Origin of the sequence: Deinococcus carri (assembly GCF_039545055.1) — a bacterium.
In the GTDB taxonomy this organism is placed as follows: Bacteria; Deinococcota; Deinococci; order Deinococcales; family Deinococcaceae; genus Deinococcus; species Deinococcus carri.
Map to the genome: position 1 here is coordinate 1 of NZ_BAABRP010000016.1, position 14,849 is coordinate 14,849.

At 67.3% G+C, this 14,849-nt stretch carries 15 protein-coding genes; 4 read left to right on the forward strand and 11 right to left on the reverse strand.

Features of this window, described 5'->3' with window-relative positions:
• Positions 1-414: 414 nt before the first annotated feature.
• The 4 genes from ABEA67_RS15395 to ABEA67_RS15410 form a co-directional block, all read right to left on the reverse strand.
• Entirely contained in the window at positions 415-936 is a 522-nt protein-coding gene (locus ABEA67_RS15395; RefSeq protein WP_345466832.1) for a macro domain-containing protein, read from the reverse strand.
• 3 nt (positions 937-939) lie between these two features.
• The gene (gmk, locus tag ABEA67_RS15400; protein WP_425557210.1) at positions 940-1,668 is read right to left on the reverse strand and encodes a guanylate kinase; all 729 of its coding nucleotides are present in this window, start codon (positions 1,666-1,668) and stop codon (positions 940-942) included.
• 95 nt (positions 1,669-1,763) lie between these two features.
• The gene (locus ABEA67_RS15405) at positions 1,764-2,207 is read right to left on the reverse strand and encodes a hypothetical protein (protein WP_345466833.1); all 444 of its coding nucleotides are present in this window, start codon (positions 2,205-2,207) and stop codon (positions 1,764-1,766) included.
• 628 nt (positions 2,208-2,835) lie between these two features.
• Positions 2,836-3,129: an Lrp/AsnC family transcriptional regulator gene (locus ABEA67_RS15410; RefSeq protein WP_345466834.1), complete on the reverse strand. Its 294-nt coding sequence runs from the start codon at positions 3,127-3,129 to the stop codon at positions 2,836-2,838.
• A 147-nt stretch (positions 3,130-3,276) separates the two neighbouring features.
• On the opposite strand from ABEA67_RS15410, the gene ahbA reads away from it, so the two are divergent.
• Positions 3,277-4,332 carry a siroheme decarboxylase subunit alpha gene (ahbA, locus tag ABEA67_RS15415; protein WP_345466836.1) on the forward strand — a complete coding sequence of 352 codons (1,056 nt, stop codon included), beginning with the start codon at positions 3,277-3,279 and terminating at the stop codon, positions 4,330-4,332.
• Between the two features lie 74 nt (positions 4,333-4,406).
• Here the strand turns inward: ahbA and ABEA67_RS15420 are convergent, their stop codons facing one another.
• The gene (locus ABEA67_RS15420; protein ID WP_345466971.1) at positions 4,407-5,279 is read right to left on the reverse strand and encodes an SDR family oxidoreductase; all 873 of its coding nucleotides are present in this window, start codon (positions 5,277-5,279) and stop codon (positions 4,407-4,409) included.
• Between the two features lie 198 nt (positions 5,280-5,477).
• Here ABEA67_RS15420 and ABEA67_RS15425 point away from each other — a divergent pair, with 198 nt between their 5' ends.
• Together ABEA67_RS15425 and ABEA67_RS15430 are read left to right on the forward strand one after the other, a co-directional pair.
• Entirely contained in the window at positions 5,478-5,747 is a 270-nt protein-coding gene (locus ABEA67_RS15425) for a helix-turn-helix transcriptional regulator (RefSeq protein ID WP_345466838.1), read from the forward strand.
• Positions 5,744-6,232, forward strand: a complete 489-nt coding sequence (locus ABEA67_RS15430) for a hypothetical protein (protein ID WP_345466840.1) — start codon at positions 5,744-5,746, stop codon at positions 6,230-6,232. The genes ABEA67_RS15425 and ABEA67_RS15430 overlap by 4 nt, the downstream gene beginning before the upstream one ends.
• Before the next feature lie 69 nt (positions 6,233-6,301).
• On the opposite strand, the gene tkt is transcribed toward ABEA67_RS15430, so the two are convergent.
• From tkt to ABEA67_RS15450, 4 genes are all read right to left on the reverse strand, one after another.
• A complete protein-coding gene (tkt, locus tag ABEA67_RS15435; RefSeq protein WP_345466843.1) occupies positions 6,302-8,308 on the reverse strand; it encodes a transketolase in 2,007 nt (668 codons plus the stop codon).
• Between the two features lie 209 nt (positions 8,309-8,517).
• On the reverse strand, positions 8,518-9,192 hold the full coding sequence (locus tag ABEA67_RS15440; protein WP_345466845.1) for a tRNA (adenine(22)-N(1))-methyltransferase TrmK: 675 nt from the start codon (positions 9,190-9,192) through the stop codon (positions 8,518-8,520).
• On the reverse strand, positions 9,173-9,745 hold the full coding sequence (locus ABEA67_RS15445; protein ID WP_345466848.1) for a YqhA family protein: 573 nt from the start codon (positions 9,743-9,745) through the stop codon (positions 9,173-9,175). The genes ABEA67_RS15440 and ABEA67_RS15445 overlap by 20 nt, the downstream gene beginning before the upstream one ends.
• 15 nt (positions 9,746-9,760) lie before the next feature.
• A complete protein-coding gene (locus ABEA67_RS15450; RefSeq protein ID WP_345466850.1) occupies positions 9,761-10,333 on the reverse strand; it encodes an MOSC domain-containing protein in 573 nt (190 codons plus the stop codon).
• A gap of 192 nt (positions 10,334-10,525) precedes the next feature.
• Between ABEA67_RS15450 and tyrS the strand changes: the two genes are divergently transcribed.
• Positions 10,526-11,758: a tyrosine--tRNA ligase gene (tyrS, locus tag ABEA67_RS15455; RefSeq protein ID WP_345466852.1), complete on the forward strand. Its 1,233-nt coding sequence runs from the start codon at positions 10,526-10,528 to the stop codon at positions 11,756-11,758.
• Between the two features lie 256 nt (positions 11,759-12,014).
• Here tyrS and pyk read toward each other — a convergent pair whose 3' ends face one another.
• Positions 12,015-13,463 carry a pyruvate kinase gene (gene pyk / locus ABEA67_RS15460; RefSeq protein WP_345466854.1) on the reverse strand — a complete coding sequence of 483 codons (1,449 nt, stop codon included), beginning with the start codon at positions 13,461-13,463 and terminating at the stop codon, positions 12,015-12,017.
• A gap of 91 nt (positions 13,464-13,554) precedes the next feature.
• Positions 13,555-14,823, reverse strand: coding sequence for a phosphopyruvate hydratase (gene eno / locus ABEA67_RS15465; protein ID WP_345466856.1), 1,269 nt, complete (start codon positions 14,821-14,823; stop codon positions 13,555-13,557).
• Positions 14,824-14,849 lie beyond the last annotated feature (26 nt).

Consider the following 14,849-nt stretch of genomic DNA (forward strand, 5'->3'; position numbering starts at 1 on the left):
ACGTCTGAGATTGGCCCACCTGGTGCGCAAAAGTCTCTCCTTCTGTCGCAAACAGGCCAACCTCGAAACCCTCCTCTGGCTCTTCATCCACCGCTACAACGCGTCATTACCCTGAACCCTCGACCAGGCGAGTGATGGTGGCTTCTGGGGCCTAAAGGCGGTCAAGGAAGGGCCTCGGGGCGCTCGAACGGCGGGCGGCTCACTTCTTCCGGGGAGGAAGGGTCCAGCCTTCATGACCCTGAATCCCGATCGCAGTGGACGCCCGGCCCCCTGCCTCATACGGGATTAAAATGAGTCCCTGGCATCCGGGAAGCGTGCAAGCTGCCCGGTCGCCCCCTCTCCCCAGCCCTCTCCCGCAGGGGGAGAGGGGGCAGGCAAGCTATCTTGCTGTCAGCGAATCAACTTAATCCCGTATCAGTCCGCTTCCAGCCTGGCCAGCGCTCGGCGGAATACGTTCAGGGTGCCGCCGTCGTACAGCACGACGCGCACCGTCAGGCTGGGATGGGTGATCAGGAAGTCGCGGATGGTTTGCAGGGCGACTGTGGCGGCCTCCTCTTTCGGGTAACCGTAGACGCCCGTGCTGATGGCGGGCAGGGCCACCGAAGTGCAGCCGTTTTCCACGGCCAGGCGCAGGCTCTCGCGGTAGGCCCCGGCCAGCGCCGCCGCCTCGCCGCGTCCGCCCCCGTGCCAGACCGGGCCGACCGCATGAATGACGAAGCGCACGCCCTGGCCCGCCAGCCGGAAGGCCGGGGTGATGACCGCGGTCCCGGTGGGTGTGCCCCCGATGGCGCGGATGGCCCGCAGCAACTCCGGCCCCGCCGCCCGGTGAATCACGGCGTCCACGCCGCCCCCGCCCGCGAGTTCCTTGTTGGCCGCCGTCACGACCGCGCAGGTCCGCTCCGCGCCGATGTCGCCCTGCACCAGTTCCAGGGGCATAGATTAGCTCTCCACCACGCGCGCCAGGTCATCGGAGGTCAGGGCGCTGCTGCGGACGGTCCCGGCCAGGCGGACCGCTTCCCGGTCTTCGGGCGTCCACTCGGCCTCGGGAAGCTGGCGGGCGCGTTCGGCCTGCTGCACGGCCTGGAGTTCGCGCACGGCGCGGCCCAGGTCGTCGTTGACCACCACATAGCGGAAGGCATGGGCCTCCCTGATCTCGTCACGGGCGCGGGCGAGGCGTTTCTCGATGCGCTCGGGCGTCTCGGTGGCGCGTCCGGTCAGGCGGCGGCGCAGTTCGGTGAGGCTGGGCGGCATGATAAACACCAGCACCGCCTCCTCGCCCATGCGGTGCTTAACCTGCATCGCGCCCTCGACCTCGATTTCCAGCACCACGTCCTGCCCGCGTGCGAGCGCGGCCTCGATGGGTTCGATGGGCGTGCCGTAGTGGTTGCCCACGAATTGCGCGTGTTCCAGGAAGCCGCCCTGCCGCGCCTTGTCCAGAAAGGCCTCCGGCGTCACGAACACGTAATCCACGCCGTCGCGTTCGCCCTCTCTGGCCTCACGGGTGGTCCAGGAGGTCGAGTAGAACACGTCCTGCCCGGCCAGCCAGCGCTCGCGCAGCGTGCCCTTGCCCACGCCGGACGCGCCCGTCATCACGATCAGGAGGCCCCGGCGGGGCGTGGAGGAGGTCGGGGTGGTCTGCGGTTCAGCGTCGGGTGGAGCAACCATCATGACAGGCAGCATACGGCCAGGCAGCGCCAGGCGGGGCAGGTGCAAGGGGAAACACCCTCGCAACCGCCCCGCCTGGCGTCTGTTATTCCCTGCTCTTATTTCCTGCTCTTGGTGGTCTTGCTCTTGGTGGTGCGGGCGCGGCTCTGGCCCAGGGCCTGGCCCTTCTGGTAGCTGGCCTGCATCTTGCGGCGCGTTTCCTCGGCCAGCGCCTTGAAATCCACCAGCCCGGCCTCGATGTTCTCGGCGGTGGGCTTGGGCGAGCCGCTCCGGCGCGAGGGGGCCGCGAGTTCAGTGTTGGTCTGCTCGAACCACTTCTCGAACGCGGGCGTCACCTCGAACAGCATGTCCTTGGTGTCGCGCTGGTAGTTGCCCTCTTCACCCCGGCGGCTGAATTGCTTGGGCATCGTGAAGCGTTCGGGCAGATAAGTCGCATCGAACTTGCCCTCACGCACCGCCTCGCGGAACATCTTGACAAAGGCGTCACTGCGCTGGGGGTTGCCGAGTTCGTGCATCTGCTCGCTGAGTTTCTTGTAAGTCATGGTCGTGCCTCCTCTCCAGAACATAAGCTCCCGCGGCCCCCGCTGTAAAGACAACACCCCCTCTTTGATTCCAGCAGGTGTACGTGACTGCCCGAAAGGTGTCTTGGCCGTAAAAGGCCCCGTCCTTGTTTGCCCGAAGAAACATGGAGGAGCAGGACAACTGTCAGGGTGGTAACTCACCTCGGCCCACCTTTTATTGGTTCGGTGAGCGGAGGCCGTCTCTGTTCGTTCTGGTGATAAACAGGCCGGAACAACTCTCTGCCCTCCCCACTTGACCAGACGTTTTGAATCCGCGGGGGACTTTGCGATTCCCCTACCTTGAGAACAAAGGGGCAGAATCCACCCCTCCGTCTTTCGCTATTTTCAGCAAAACATTGCCGGACCCTCGCATGAAAAACGCGCAGTCCAGATACCTCGTCTCGCTGTTTCATGCTCAGGGATGGTCCCGATTATCACGCCTCATGCAGGGTCTGAATCATACTTCCTGTCCCTGGCAACGAATCGCACCTTTGATGAAAGGTGGCAGGATCAAAGCGTGACGAAACCAGGGGTCAGGTGACAGGCCCGTGTCGGTTGGCTATGCCTCAGCCCGGTACGGCGAATTGGGCAGCGCGAGGCGGGAGCAGGTTCACTCGGGTTGGCTCTCGTCCAGGCCCACACCGAAGCCCTGATCGAGCAGCGCCTCGCTGTAGGTGCGGAAGGCCAGCATGGTCTGGGTCCGCATGATCCCCTCCACCTTCCGCAGATGCCCGGTCACCACGTCGTCGAGGTCGTCGTAGCGGTCGAGTTTCAGCACGGCCACGATGTCCCACTCGCCCGTCACGCTGTAGACCTCACGCACACCGGGCACCCCGGCCAGCGCCTCGGCGGTTTCCTGAATGCGCTGCCTCTCTGCCTGGACCATCACGATTGCAGTCACCATGACCGCATTGTGGCCTATAGGAGCAGTCAGCTTTCAGCCGTCAGCCAGGAGAGCTTTTGCTGAAAGCTGACCACTGAGAGCTGAGGGCTTCCCCTGACCGTTCGTTCGGGGACGTTCTGCCGCTCAGCCGGGGCGTATCGTGGGGGCATGACCGCCACCGCTCCCACCCCCCCGTCGGTGACGCCGCGCGAGCAACTGCTCAACCGCATCCAGAAGGACATTCCCATCGTGCAGCGGCCCTATCGCGTGCTGGCCGAGGAGGTCGGCCTGACGGAAGCCGAGGCCCTGGACATCCTGCGCGAGGTGAAGGAAGAGGGCGTGCTGCGCCAGGTCAGCGCCATCTTCGACACACGCACCCTGGGCTATAAGTCCAGCCTGGTCGCGGCGGTGTACGACGAGGAACAGCTCGACGCGGGCGCGGAAGTCGTCAACCGGCACCCCGGCGTCAGCCACAACTACAAGCGCAACCACGACTTCAACCTGTGGTACACCATCGCTGTGCCGCCCGAGAGCGACCTCGAAGCGCATGTGCAGAAGCTGCACGAGCAGAGCGGCGCGCGGGTCACGCGGCTGATGCCCACGCTGCACCTGTTCAAGATTGGCGTTGAGTTCGACATGAGCGGCAAGGAGGACTGGAACGCCAAGGCGAGGCCCCAGTACACCAACGCCGACCGCAACGTGGGCTACGAGGTGACCGACCTTGACCGCGCCTTCGTGCTGGAGTTCCAGAAGGACCTGCCCGTGACCGAGGAACCCTACGCGGACGCCTGCACCGCGCTGGGCCTGAGCATCGACGAGCTGGCCGCGCACGCCCAGAAAATGAAGGAGGCCGGTGCCCTGCGCCGCGTCTCCGCCGTCTTCCGCCACCAGAAGGCGGGCTTCACCTTCAACGCGATGGGCGTCTGGGCAGTGCCACAGGAGGACGTGGCCGAGGTCGGCCGCCAGATGGCCGAGTTCAAGGCCGTCAGCCACTGCTACCTGCGCCCCACCTACCCCGAGTGGCCCTACACCATCTTCACGATGGTCCACGGCCGCAGCAAGGAAGAAGCCTTCGGCAAGATTGCCGCCATCGAGCAGGAAGTGGCCCAGGGGACTCCCCACGCCATCCTGTACTCGACCAAGGAATACAAGAAAATCCGGCTGGAGTTCTACAAGCCGGAGTTCTACGAGTGGGCGCGGGAGAACCTGAGCACGGAGGCATAAGAAGCCGTCAGCTTTCAACAATCAGCCGTCAGCAGAATTGCTCTTGCTGACGGCTGATTGCTGATGGCTAAAAGCTACCCGTTCACCACCTCGCCGCCGTTCGGGTGCAGCACCTGTCCGCTCATGTAGCTGCTGTCCTCGGAGGCCAGGAAGACGTAGGAGGGCGCGACCTCGGCGGGCTGGCCGGGGCGTTTCAGGGGCACGTCCTGGCCGAAGCTCTCGACCTTCTGCTGGTCCATCGTGCTGGGAATCAGCGGGGTCCAGATGGGGCCGGGGGCCACGGCGTTCACGCGGATGCCCTGCTCGGCCAGGTTCTGGCTGAGGCTGCGGGTAAAGGCGACAATCGCGCCCTTGGTGCTGGCGTAATCCAGCAGTTGGGGGCTGCCCTGGTAGGCCGTGACGCTGGTCGTGTTGACGATGGTCGCGCCCTTTTGCAGGTGCGGCAGCGCGGCCTGCGTCAGGTAGAACATGCCGAAGATGTTGGTGCGGAAGGTGCGCTCCAGTTGCTCGGGCGTGATGTCGGTGATGCTTTTCTGCGGGTGCTGCTCGGCGGCGTTGTTCACCAGAATGTCGAGCTTGCCGAGCTGCTGCACCACCTGCTGCACGGCTTGCTGCGTGAACTGCACATCACCTATGTCGCCCGCGATGGCAAGCGCCCGGCGGCCCTCACCCTCCACCAGCGCCACCGTCTTCTGGGCATCCTCGTGCTCGTCGAGGTAGATGATGGCGACATCGGCTCCCTCGCGGGCGAAATGCACCGCCACCGCGCGGCCGATGCCGCTGTCGCCGCCGCTGATCAGGGCCACCTTGCCCTGGAGCTTGCCTCTGCCCCGGTAGTCGTCGCGGATGGTGATGGGCTTCTGACCCATCTCCGACTGGTGGCCCGGCTCCTGCCCCTGCTGCTCGCCGGAAGTCTTCTGGGGAAAGTCCTCGGTGGCGGCGCTCATGGGCCGGTCCTGCGTGGATGGGTCTTGGGCGGGCCGCTGCGGCGGCTTCTGGTCCTTTTGCGGGTCTGCCATGCGGCGCACTGTCACACGGGGGACTGGCGCGCAAGGCCACACAGGACACATCTTTTAGGAGGGGTAAAGGCCGAGTTCGGCAGGCCACCTCTTGACACGTTTGTTATGTATACATAATATCCAGCTATGGTCAGGCAACGAGGTGAGGAGGCGAAACTCTACAACCGGCTGGCGGCCCTGCGTGCCGAGCGGAACCTTAGCCGGGCGGACCTGGCCGCCGCCACCGGAATCAACCCGCAGTCGGTGGGCTTTATCGAGCGGGGCGACTACGGTCCCAGCCTGGAACTCGCGCTGAAGATCGCGCAGGTGTTCGACCTGCCCGTCGAGGCGATCTTCTCTCTCACGCCGCTCCCGCCGCTCAGCGCGCAGGTGTACGGCCGAAAGGAACCCGCATGACCCTGATGAGCCGTGCCTACAGTCGCCGCCGTTCGCTGACCTCCCGCCGCGTCCTGGCGGCCCTGCTAGGCGTAAGCGTGCTGCTGGCGCAACTGTTCCTGCCCAGCCTGGACACGGAGCGCTGGACCAGCGTCTGGCCGCTGCTGCTGCTGCCCGTCATCGCCTATGGCCTGCACGGCCTCACCTCCCAGGTCTGGGTCTGGAACCGCCTCTTTCGCAAGGGCACGCCCCTCGACGAGTACGAAACCCACGCCCGCAACGCCTTTATCGCGCGGGCCTACGCCGTCTCCGGACCGCTACTGTGGGCGAGCTTCGCGGCGCTGCTGCTCGGCGGCGGGCTGATCCGCAGCGTTCCGGCGCTCAATCCCTTCGCCGGGGCCAACGTGGAGGTGGCCGCCGTGCTGTTCATCATCGTGGTGACCAGCCTCTTCGACACCCTGCCCCGCATCGTCGCTGCCCTGAACGAACCCGACGTCGACGCCTGATTCCGGCCAGCAGAAAGCGTCCACCCCCTCTGCGGGACGTGGACGCTTCTGTTTGATGGTGATGGCCGGTCAGCCCTCCAGCACGCCCCGGACCACCTTCACCACGTTCGGCACGCTGAACCCGAACTTCTCGAACAGCACCTTGGCGGGGGCCGACGCGCCGAAGGTGTCCATGCCGATCACCGCGCCGTCCGTGCCGACCCACTCGTACCAGGGCTGCTTGCTGGCAGCCTCGATGGCGACACGCTTCACGCCGGGCGTCAGCACGCTGGCCTTGTAGCTGGCGTCCTGCTCGCGGAAGACTTCCATGCAGGGCATCGAGACGACGCGCGCCTGGACGCCTTCCCCGGCCAGGGCCTCGGCGGCGTCGAGGGCCAGGCTGACTTCCGAGCCGGTGGCGATCAGGATCACCTGTGCGCCCTCCGCGTCGCGGACGACGTAGGCCCCCTTCCTCACGCCCGCGTGGTTGCGCGGCAGCACCGGGAGGTCCTGGCGGGAGAGGGCCAGCGCCGTCGGCCCCTTGCCGTATTCCAGCGCCATCTGCCAGGCCGCCGCCGTCTCGTTAGCATCGGCGGGGCGGATCACGTGGGCACCCGGCACCGCGCGCAGCATGGCGAGCTGCTCGATGGGCTGGTGGGTGGGGCCGTCCTCGCCCAGGCCGATGGAATCGTGCGTCAGGACGTAGGTGACGGGCTGCATCTGGATCGCCGAGAGGCGGAAGGCGGGCTTGAGGTAGTCCGCGAACACCAGGAAGGTGCCCACCAGCGGGCGCAGCCCGCCGTACAGCGAGAGGCCGTTGGCGGCGGCGGCCATGCCGAACTCGCGCACGCCGAAATACACGTTGCGGCCCTGGTAGTGGCCGGGTTCCAGCACGCCGCCGTCCTTGATGGTGGTCTTGGTGCTGCCCGAGAGGTCCGCGCTGCCGCCCATCAGGCCGGGCACGACCTTCGCCAGCGCGTTGATCACCTCGCCGCTCGCGTTGCGGGTGGCAATGGGCTTGCCGCCCACCTCGTAGGAGGGCAGGACTTCGGCCAGGTTGGCGGGCAGCTCGCGCGCCAGTAGGGCGTCCACCTCGGCCCCCAGCTCGGGGTATTCGGCGCGGTAGCGGTCCATCAGGGCCTGCCACTCGGCCTCCTGCTGCGCGCCGCGCTCACGGGCGTCCATGTTGGCCCGCACCTCGTCGGGCACCGTGAAGGGCGGGTAGTCCCAGCCCAGGGCGGCCTTGGTTTCCTGCACGCCCTCCTCGCCCAGCGGTTCACCGTGCGCCTTGCTGGTGCCCGCGCGGGGGCTGCCGAAGCCGATCACGGTGCGAATCTGGATCAGGGTGGGCTGGTCCAGGTTGGTCCGGGCCTGCCGGATCGCGTTCTCGATCTCGGTGAGGTTGTTGCCGTCCTGCACGCGCAGCACTTCCCAGCCGTAGGCGCGGTAGCGCTCGGCGGTGTCCTCGTTCACGGCCTCGAAGGTGGCGGTGTCGAGCTGCACCTGGTTGTCGTCGTGCAGCCAGATCAGCTTGCCCAGCTTGAGGTGCCCCGCCAGCGACGCGGCCTCGTGGTTCACACCCTCCTGGAGGTCGCCGTCACCCAGGATCGAGTACACGTAGTTGTCGAAGATGGGAAAGCCCTCGCGGTTGTAGCACGCGGCGAGGTGATGCTCGGCCATCGCCATGCCGACCGTCATCGCCGCGCCCTGTCCCAACGGACCGGTGGTGGCGTCGAGGCCCTTGGTGTGGAAGAACTCGGGGTGGCCGGGGGTCTTGCTGCCCCACTGGCGGAAGTTCTTGAGGTCTTCGAGCGGCATGTCGTAGCCGGTCAGGTGCAGCAGCGAGTAGATCAACATGCTGGCGTGCCCCGCCGACAGCACGAAGCGGTCGCGGCCCGGCCACTCGGGATTCTGCGGGTTGTGGTGCAGGAACTTCTGCCACAGCACGTAGCCCATCGGGGCCATGCCCAGCGGCGCGCCGGGGTGCCCGCTGTTGGCCCGCTGCACCGCGTCAATGGCGAGCGTCCGGATGGTGTTGACGCTCAGTTGATCGACATTCTGTTGCCCCTGCGGCTGCCCCTGTTGTTCGGCACTCATGGGGGCCAGTGTACCGGCCAGGCGTGAGGGACGGGGCGGGCCGGTCTTGAGCGGGGACAGAGCTTGCGGAGCAGGGACTGGGAAGGCCGCTGCCCGGAGACAAGCGTGGGGAGGCGGCCAGCCGCCAGCTTCCAGCAGCCAGGCGTCAGGAAGCCCAACGCCTCCCGTGCGGAATCAGCGCTCCCACACTCCCCTTTGCGCCCGCTGCCCTACGGCTCCAGCACCGCCCAGGCCGCCCGCGCCGCCTCCAGCTCGGTCTGGGCCGTGCGGCCCGGCGCGGCGAGCGGGGCCAGGCGGGTGAGGTCCGCGCGCACCTGCCCCCGCAGCAGTGCCGGACCCTCGCGCAGCAGGTGGGGGCCGTAGCGCAGGGCGGCGTCCGGGGGCAGGCCCGCGTAGGCCGGGTCGGGGCCGTTCCGGCGCTCCAGCCGCAGCACCGGATAGGGCCAGTAGCCCGGAATCAGACGCTCGTGCGTCAGGTGGTAGCCGTGTTCGCGTGCCCAGACGCGCAGGGGCCGGGGTGAGTCGTTGGGCTGCACGACCAGCGCGGGCGGCAACCTTTCCCCCGCCCGGCGCAGGATGCCCGCCATCGTGCCCGCGCCCATCCCGGTCAGGCTGGCGCTGTCCACCTCGCCGGGGGCCAGGGGCGCGAAGCCGTCGCCCTCGCGGACCTCCAGCCGGTCTTCCAGCCGCGCTCGGGCCACGTTGCGCCGGGCCAGCGCGAGGGGACCGGGGTTCAGCTCCACCACCACCCCGCGCGTCACCCGCCCCTCCCGCACGAGCCGGATGGGCAGGTGCGCGTGGTCGGAGCCGATATCGGCGTGAACCCCGGCACGAATCAGGTCCAGCACGGCTTCCAGGCGGGCGTCAAGGGTGGGGGTCTTCATCGGGCCTCCCCTCCTCCACCTGCTCCGGAGACTGGTCATCTGGAGTCTGGCCGCGCAGCACCACGCTGTAGGCCCCTACCGCCAGAATCACGGCGGCGACGGCGGTCCCGTAGGCCAGAATCTCGGTGCCGCCGGTCCATTCCAGCGCCACCGCGAAGAAATTGACCGCCAGCGCCGTGATCACCACGCCGATCAGCTTCTGCTTGAGGTCGTCGAAGCTGTGGACGTGCAGCCAAGCGGGCACGTTGCGAAGCTGCCCGATAAAGAGGGCCTGGAGGCCCAGGCTGATGATCAGGAGCGCCACCCCCACCAGCAGCGTGTCGGCCTGCTCGACGGCGGCGATCAGAAGGTGCTTGGTGGTGCCTTCCTCGCCCAGGTGCCGGAAGGCGTCCCCGATGGTGCGGTACGCCTGCCCGATGGCGGCGATAAACAGCACCAGGCTGAAGGCGAAGGAACTCAGCACCCCCAGTTCCACGATCAGCCGCGTGAACCCAAAGGCCCGCGCGAGCGTGCGCGAGGCGGACGGGCGGGGAGGCGGCAGGGGACGGCTCACCCGCCCAGCATACGGTCAGCCCGCCGCGCCCGCTTCCAGAAACACGACCGGGTCGCCCACCCGGATGATGCCGCCGGAAATCACCCGCGCCGTCAGGCCGCCGTGCCCGCGTACCGCGTTGTAGCCGCCCTCGCCCAGCGTCTCCTCCATCCGGGAGCAGGGGTGGCATTCCCCGGTGCCCTCCAGCACCACCTCGCCCACCCGGAAACGGGCGTTCTTGAGGGCCAGCAGCGGAATGCCGCCGATCAGGAGGTTGCGGCGCAGCGCCTCGGGCCGGACCTCCTCCAGCCCGGCCAGCGCCGCGATCACGGGCAGATGCTCGGCCTGGAGCAGCGTGACCTGCCGCCGTCCGGGGCCACCGGGAATGGGCTGGGCTGCGCCCGGTGCGACTACCTCGCCCGGCTCGCCGGTCAGGGCGCGCAGCCGGGGCGGGGCCACCTTGCCGTGGTCCCCGATCAAGCCCACCAGCGGATGCACCTCCGCTTCCGGCACGGGGCGGACGGGGGCACGGCGGGCCTCGCGCAGCCCGATCCACTCCAGGCGGCCCGCGCGGGGAAAGGTGGTCCGCAACTCGTGCATGGTCTTCACGGAAAGCAGGCTACCGGAAGCCCGTGACCAGAAGCTGGCCGCCCTGCTACACTGCACCCCATGAGGCGTCTGACCCGACGTGCATATCGACCCCGCCGCTAGGTGGGAGGGTCAGTCATAGCCTGAAATCCAACCCCGAGGCGGCGTACTTTGCGAACAGCGAGTGCGCCGCCCTTTCCTTTGGGAGTGCCCATGAACGACATCCGCCGGAACCTGCCCGTCGAAGAACAGCTCGCCATCCTGAGGCGCGGCGTGGTGGACCTCGTGACCGAGGACGACCTGCGCCGCAAGCTGGAGAAGGGTAAACCGCTGCGCGTCAAGCTCGGCGCCGACCCCACCCGCCCGGACCTGCACCTGGGGCACGCCGTACCCCTGATGAAGATGCGGCAGTTTCAGGACTTGGGGCACAAAGTTATCCTCGTTATCGGCGACTTCACTGCGATGATCGGCGACCCCAGCGGCAAGTCCAAGACGCGCCCGCCGCTGACGCTGGAGCAAACCCGTGCCAACGCCCAGAGCTACCTGGAGCAGTGCAAGCTGATCTTGCGCGATGACCCGGAGCTGCTGGAAATCCGCTTCAACGGCGAGTGGCTGGAGCCGATGGGCTACGCCGACGTGATCCGCCTCGCCAGCAAATACACCGTGGCCCGCATTTTGGAACGCGACGACTTTACCAAGCGGCTGAGTGCCGGGACGCCCATCAGCCTGCACGAGCTGCTCTACCCCATCACCCAGGGCTACGACAGCGTGGCGCTCCACGCCGATGTCGAGCTGGGCGGCACCGACCAACTGTTCAACAACCTGGTGGGCCGGGCGCTGCAACGCGACTACGGCCAGGAACCCCAGGTGGTGATGACGCTGCCGCTGCTGGTCGGCCTGGACGGCACCGAGAAGATGTCCAAGAGCCTGGACAACTACATCGGCCTGACCGACGCCCCGGACGTGATGTTCGCGGGGCTGATGAAGGTGCCCGACCCCCTGCTGCCCAACTACTTCACCCTGCTGACCGACCTGCCGCAGGACCGGATTCAGGAACTGCTGGCCGGGCACCCGGTCGCCGCGCACCGCGAACTCGCCCGCGAGGTGGTCGCCTGGCTGCACCCCGAAGCGGACCTGGACGCCGCCGAGGAGCGCTTCCGGTCGGTGGCGAAAGGCGGCATCCCCGAGAATCTCCCCACCGTCACGGTTTCCCGGGAGGAGCTGGGTGAGAACGGCGTCAGCATGGCGCGGCTGATCGTGCTGGCGGGCCTGGAACCCAGCAACGGCGCGGCCCGCAAGCTGATCCAGAACCGGGGCCTGCGACTGAACGGCGAGACGTACACCGAGGCGCAGGGCACCCTGGGCCAGGAAGACCTGGCGCGGGAGGGCGGCGCGGTCATTCAGAAGGGCAAGGACCGCTTCGCGCGGCTGGTTCTGGGGTCCTGACCCTCCCGGCTCCTTCACGGGGCCTTCATGGACCTGTCAGCCACTTCCAGCAGGGCCGCGAGGCGGGAAAGTTTTGCACAGACTACTGTGGACAACCCCGAGTGCTGTGGATAACATCCTGACCCACCGCTCATGGCCCGTGGTCCAAAAGTTATCCACACAGAGGGTGTGGAAAAACCCGCTCCCTGTGGATAAAAAACGAAACAGCCCCCGTATGAGAACCGGGAGCTGTTTCTTTTGAAGGCCGGGTGAAGATTTAAACCCGTTCGCTCAGGTCTTCCTCACGCAGCCGTTCGACACGCAGCATGTTGGTGGTGCCGCGTACACCGAAGGGCACGCCAGCGGTGATCACGTAGCGGTCGGTCACGTCCGCGAGGCCGCTTTTCTTCAGCTCGTCGTTGGCGATGCGGACCATGTCGTCGGTGTCGTGCGGGTCCTCGCTAAGCAGCGGCACGACGCCCCAGGAGAGGGCGAGCTGGTTGCGGGTCTGCTCGTTGGGGGTCAGGGCCAGAATGGCGAGGGGCGGGCGGTACTTCGCCACCCGCGTCGCCGCGCCTCCGGTGCTGGTAAAGGTCACGATGGCGGAGGCTTCCAGCTTCTCCCCGATGGAGCAGGCGGCAAAGGCTATGGAATCCTGCGCGAGTTCGGTCTCGATCACCGCCTGCTGCTGAAGCAGCTTGTAGTGCTCGCTGCCCTCGGCCTCGCGGGCGATGCGGTCCATCATGGCGACCGCCTCGACCGGGTAGTGCCCCGCCGCCGACTCGGCGCTGAGCATCACGGCGTCGGTGCCGTCGTAGATCGCGTTGGCGACGTCGGAGGCCTCGGCGCGGGTGGGGCGGGGCAGGTTGATCATGCTCTCCAGCATCTGCGTGGCGGTGATCACTGGCTTCCCGGCCTCGCGGCACAGGCGAATCAGGCGCTTCTGGATGGTGGGCACCTGCTCGGGGCGCATCTCCACCCCCAGGTCGCCGCGCGCCACCATGATGCCGTCCACCTCCTTGAGGATGTCGCCGAAGCGGTCCACGGCCTGCGGCTTCTCGATCTTCGCCATCAGCTTCGCGCGGCTGCCGAAGCGCGCGAGGTAGTGCCGGGCCAGCAGCAGGTCGTCGCGCGAGCGCACGAACGACAGCGCCACCCAATCCACGCCGAGCTGCGCCCCGAACTCCATGTCGTTCACGTCCTTGTCGGACAGCGCGGGCACGGCCAGGTCGGCCTGGGGCACGTTGATGCCCTTGTTGTTCTTCAGCACGCCGCCGATCACGACGGTGGTCAGGATGTCCTGGCCGCGCACCTGCTCCACCCTGAGCGCCAGGTTGCCGTCGTCGAGCAGCAGGATCATGCCGGGATGCACGTCCAGCGCCAGACCCTTGTAGGTGCTGCCCACGCGGGTCTCGTCGCCCTCCACGTCGTCCATCGTGATGGTGAACTTCTGCCCGGTTTCCAGCGTGACCGCGCCCTCCCGGAAGCGGCCCACCCGGATCTTCGGCCCCTGGAGGTCTTGCAGGATACCGATGGTCACGCCCTTGCGCGCCGCGAGTTCCCGCACCATCTGCACCGTCTGGCGGTGATCTTCCGGTTCCCCGTGGCTGAAGTTCATCCGGACCACGTTCAGCCCCGCGTCGATCATCCGCCCCAACGTCTGCGGATCCCGGCTCGCCGGGCCGATGGTGGCGACGATCTTGGTTGCTCTGTCAAAGTGTTTCATGGTTGGAATCCCTTCCAGAGAAGCTTTCAGCGCTCAGCCGTCAGCCTTCAGGTTTTGCTGACCGCTGATGGCTAACGGCTGAGAGCTTCCTTTACCTCAGCGCCCGGCGGCCCAGGTACACCGCCTGCTCGCCGAGCTGGTCCTCGATGCGCAGGAGCTGGTTGTACTTGGCGATGCGGTCGGAGCGGCTGGCGCTGCCGGTCTTGATCTGCCCGGCGTTGGTGGCGACGGCAAGGTCGGCGATGAAGGCGTCCTCGGATTCGCCCGAGCGGTGGCTGATGACGGTGCCGTAGCGGCTGCGCTTGGCGAGTTCGATGGCATCCATCGACTCGGTCAGGGTGCCGATCTGGTTCACCTTGACCAGGATCGCGTTGCCCACGCCCGTCTCGATGCCGCGGGCGAGGCGCTCGGGGTTGGTCACGAACAGGTCGTCACCGACGAGTTGCACGCGGTCCCCCAGGCGCTGGGTGAGCTGCTGCCAGCCATCCCAGTCGTCTTCCGCCAGGCCGTCCTCGATGCTCACGATGGGATAACGGGAGGTCCAGTCGGCCCAGAAGTCGATCATCTCGGCGGTGGAGAGGGTGCGGCCCTCGCTTTCCAGGTGGTACTGGCCGCCCTTGTACAGCTCGGTCACGGCGGGATCGAGGGCGATGGCGATGTCCTTGCCCGGCTCGTACCCGGCCTTCTGGATGGCCTCCAGCAGGACTTCCAGCGCCTCCTCATTGCTCTTAAGGTCGGGGGCAAAGCCGCCCTCGTCGCCCACGTTGGTGTTGTAGCCGCGGCCCGAGAGGACCTTTTTCAGCGCGTGGAAGGTTTCCGCGCCGTAGCGCAGCGCCTCGCGGAAGGTGGGGGCACCCACCGGCATCACCATGAACTCCTGGAAGTCCACGTTGTTGTCGGCGTGCGCGCCGCCGTTGATCACGTTCATCATCGGCACGGGCAGCGTCTTGGCGTTGCTGCCGCCCAGGTAGCGGTAGAGGGGCACGTCCAGCTCGTTCGCGGCGGCGCGGGCGGTGGCGAGGCTGACCGCCAGGATCGCGTTCCCGCCCAGGCGGCCCTTGTTGGGCGTGCCGTCGAGTTCGAGCATCGCCGCGTCCACTGCGCCCTGGTCGGAGGCGTCCAGGCCCACCACGGCGGGGCCGAGGGCCTCGTTCACGTTCTGGACGGCCTTCAGGACGCCCTTGCCGCCGTACCGTCCGTCCCCGTCGCGCAGTTCGAGCGCCTCATGGGTGCCGGTGCTGGCCCCGCTGGGCACGATGGCGCGGCCCGAGAACCCGCTGTCGAGGAAGACTTCCGCCTCGACGGTCGGATTCCCACGCGAGTCCAGCACTTCACGAGCGGTGACTTTTTCGATGTTCATGCTTCAGCCTCCCAGAATTCAGCCCC

Coding starts and splice junctions, on each gene's coding strand:
- tkt (WP_345466843.1), bottom strand. CDS start 8,308: ATGAGTGCCGAACAACAGGGGCAGCCGCAGGGGCAACAGAATGTCGAT.
- ABEA67_RS15420 (WP_345466971.1), bottom strand. CDS start 5,279: ATGAGCGCCGCCACCGAGGACTTTCCCCAGAAGACTTCCGGCGAGCAG.
- pyk (WP_345466854.1), bottom strand. CDS start 13,463: ATGAAACACTTTGACAGAGCAACCAAGATCGTCGCCACCATCGGCCCG.
- eno (WP_345466856.1), bottom strand. CDS start 14,823: ATGAACATCGAAAAAGTCACCGCTCGTGAAGTGCTGGACTCGCGTGGG.
- ABEA67_RS15425 (WP_345466838.1), top strand. CDS start 5,478: ATGGTCAGGCAACGAGGTGAGGAGGCGAAACTCTACAACCGGCTGGCG.
- ABEA67_RS15405 (WP_345466833.1), bottom strand. CDS start 2,207: ATGACTTACAAGAAACTCAGCGAGCAGATGCACGAACTCGGCAACCCC.
- ABEA67_RS15410 (WP_345466834.1), bottom strand. CDS start 3,129: ATGGTGACTGCAATCGTGATGGTCCAGGCAGAGAGGCAGCGCATTCAG.
- ABEA67_RS15440 (WP_345466845.1), bottom strand. CDS start 9,192: ATGAAGACCCCCACCCTTGACGCCCGCCTGGAAGCCGTGCTGGACCTG.
- ABEA67_RS15430 (WP_345466840.1), top strand. CDS start 5,744: ATGACCCTGATGAGCCGTGCCTACAGTCGCCGCCGTTCGCTGACCTCC.
- ahbA (WP_345466836.1), top strand. CDS start 3,277: ATGACCGCCACCGCTCCCACCCCCCCGTCGGTGACGCCGCGCGAGCAA.
- ABEA67_RS15395 (WP_345466832.1), bottom strand. CDS start 936: ATGCCCCTGGAACTGGTGCAGGGCGACATCGGCGCGGAGCGGACCTGC.
- gmk (WP_425557210.1), bottom strand. CDS start 1,668: ATGATGGTTGCTCCACCCGACGCTGAACCGCAGACCACCCCGACCTCC.
- tyrS (WP_345466852.1), top strand. CDS start 10,526: ATGAACGACATCCGCCGGAACCTGCCCGTCGAAGAACAGCTCGCCATC.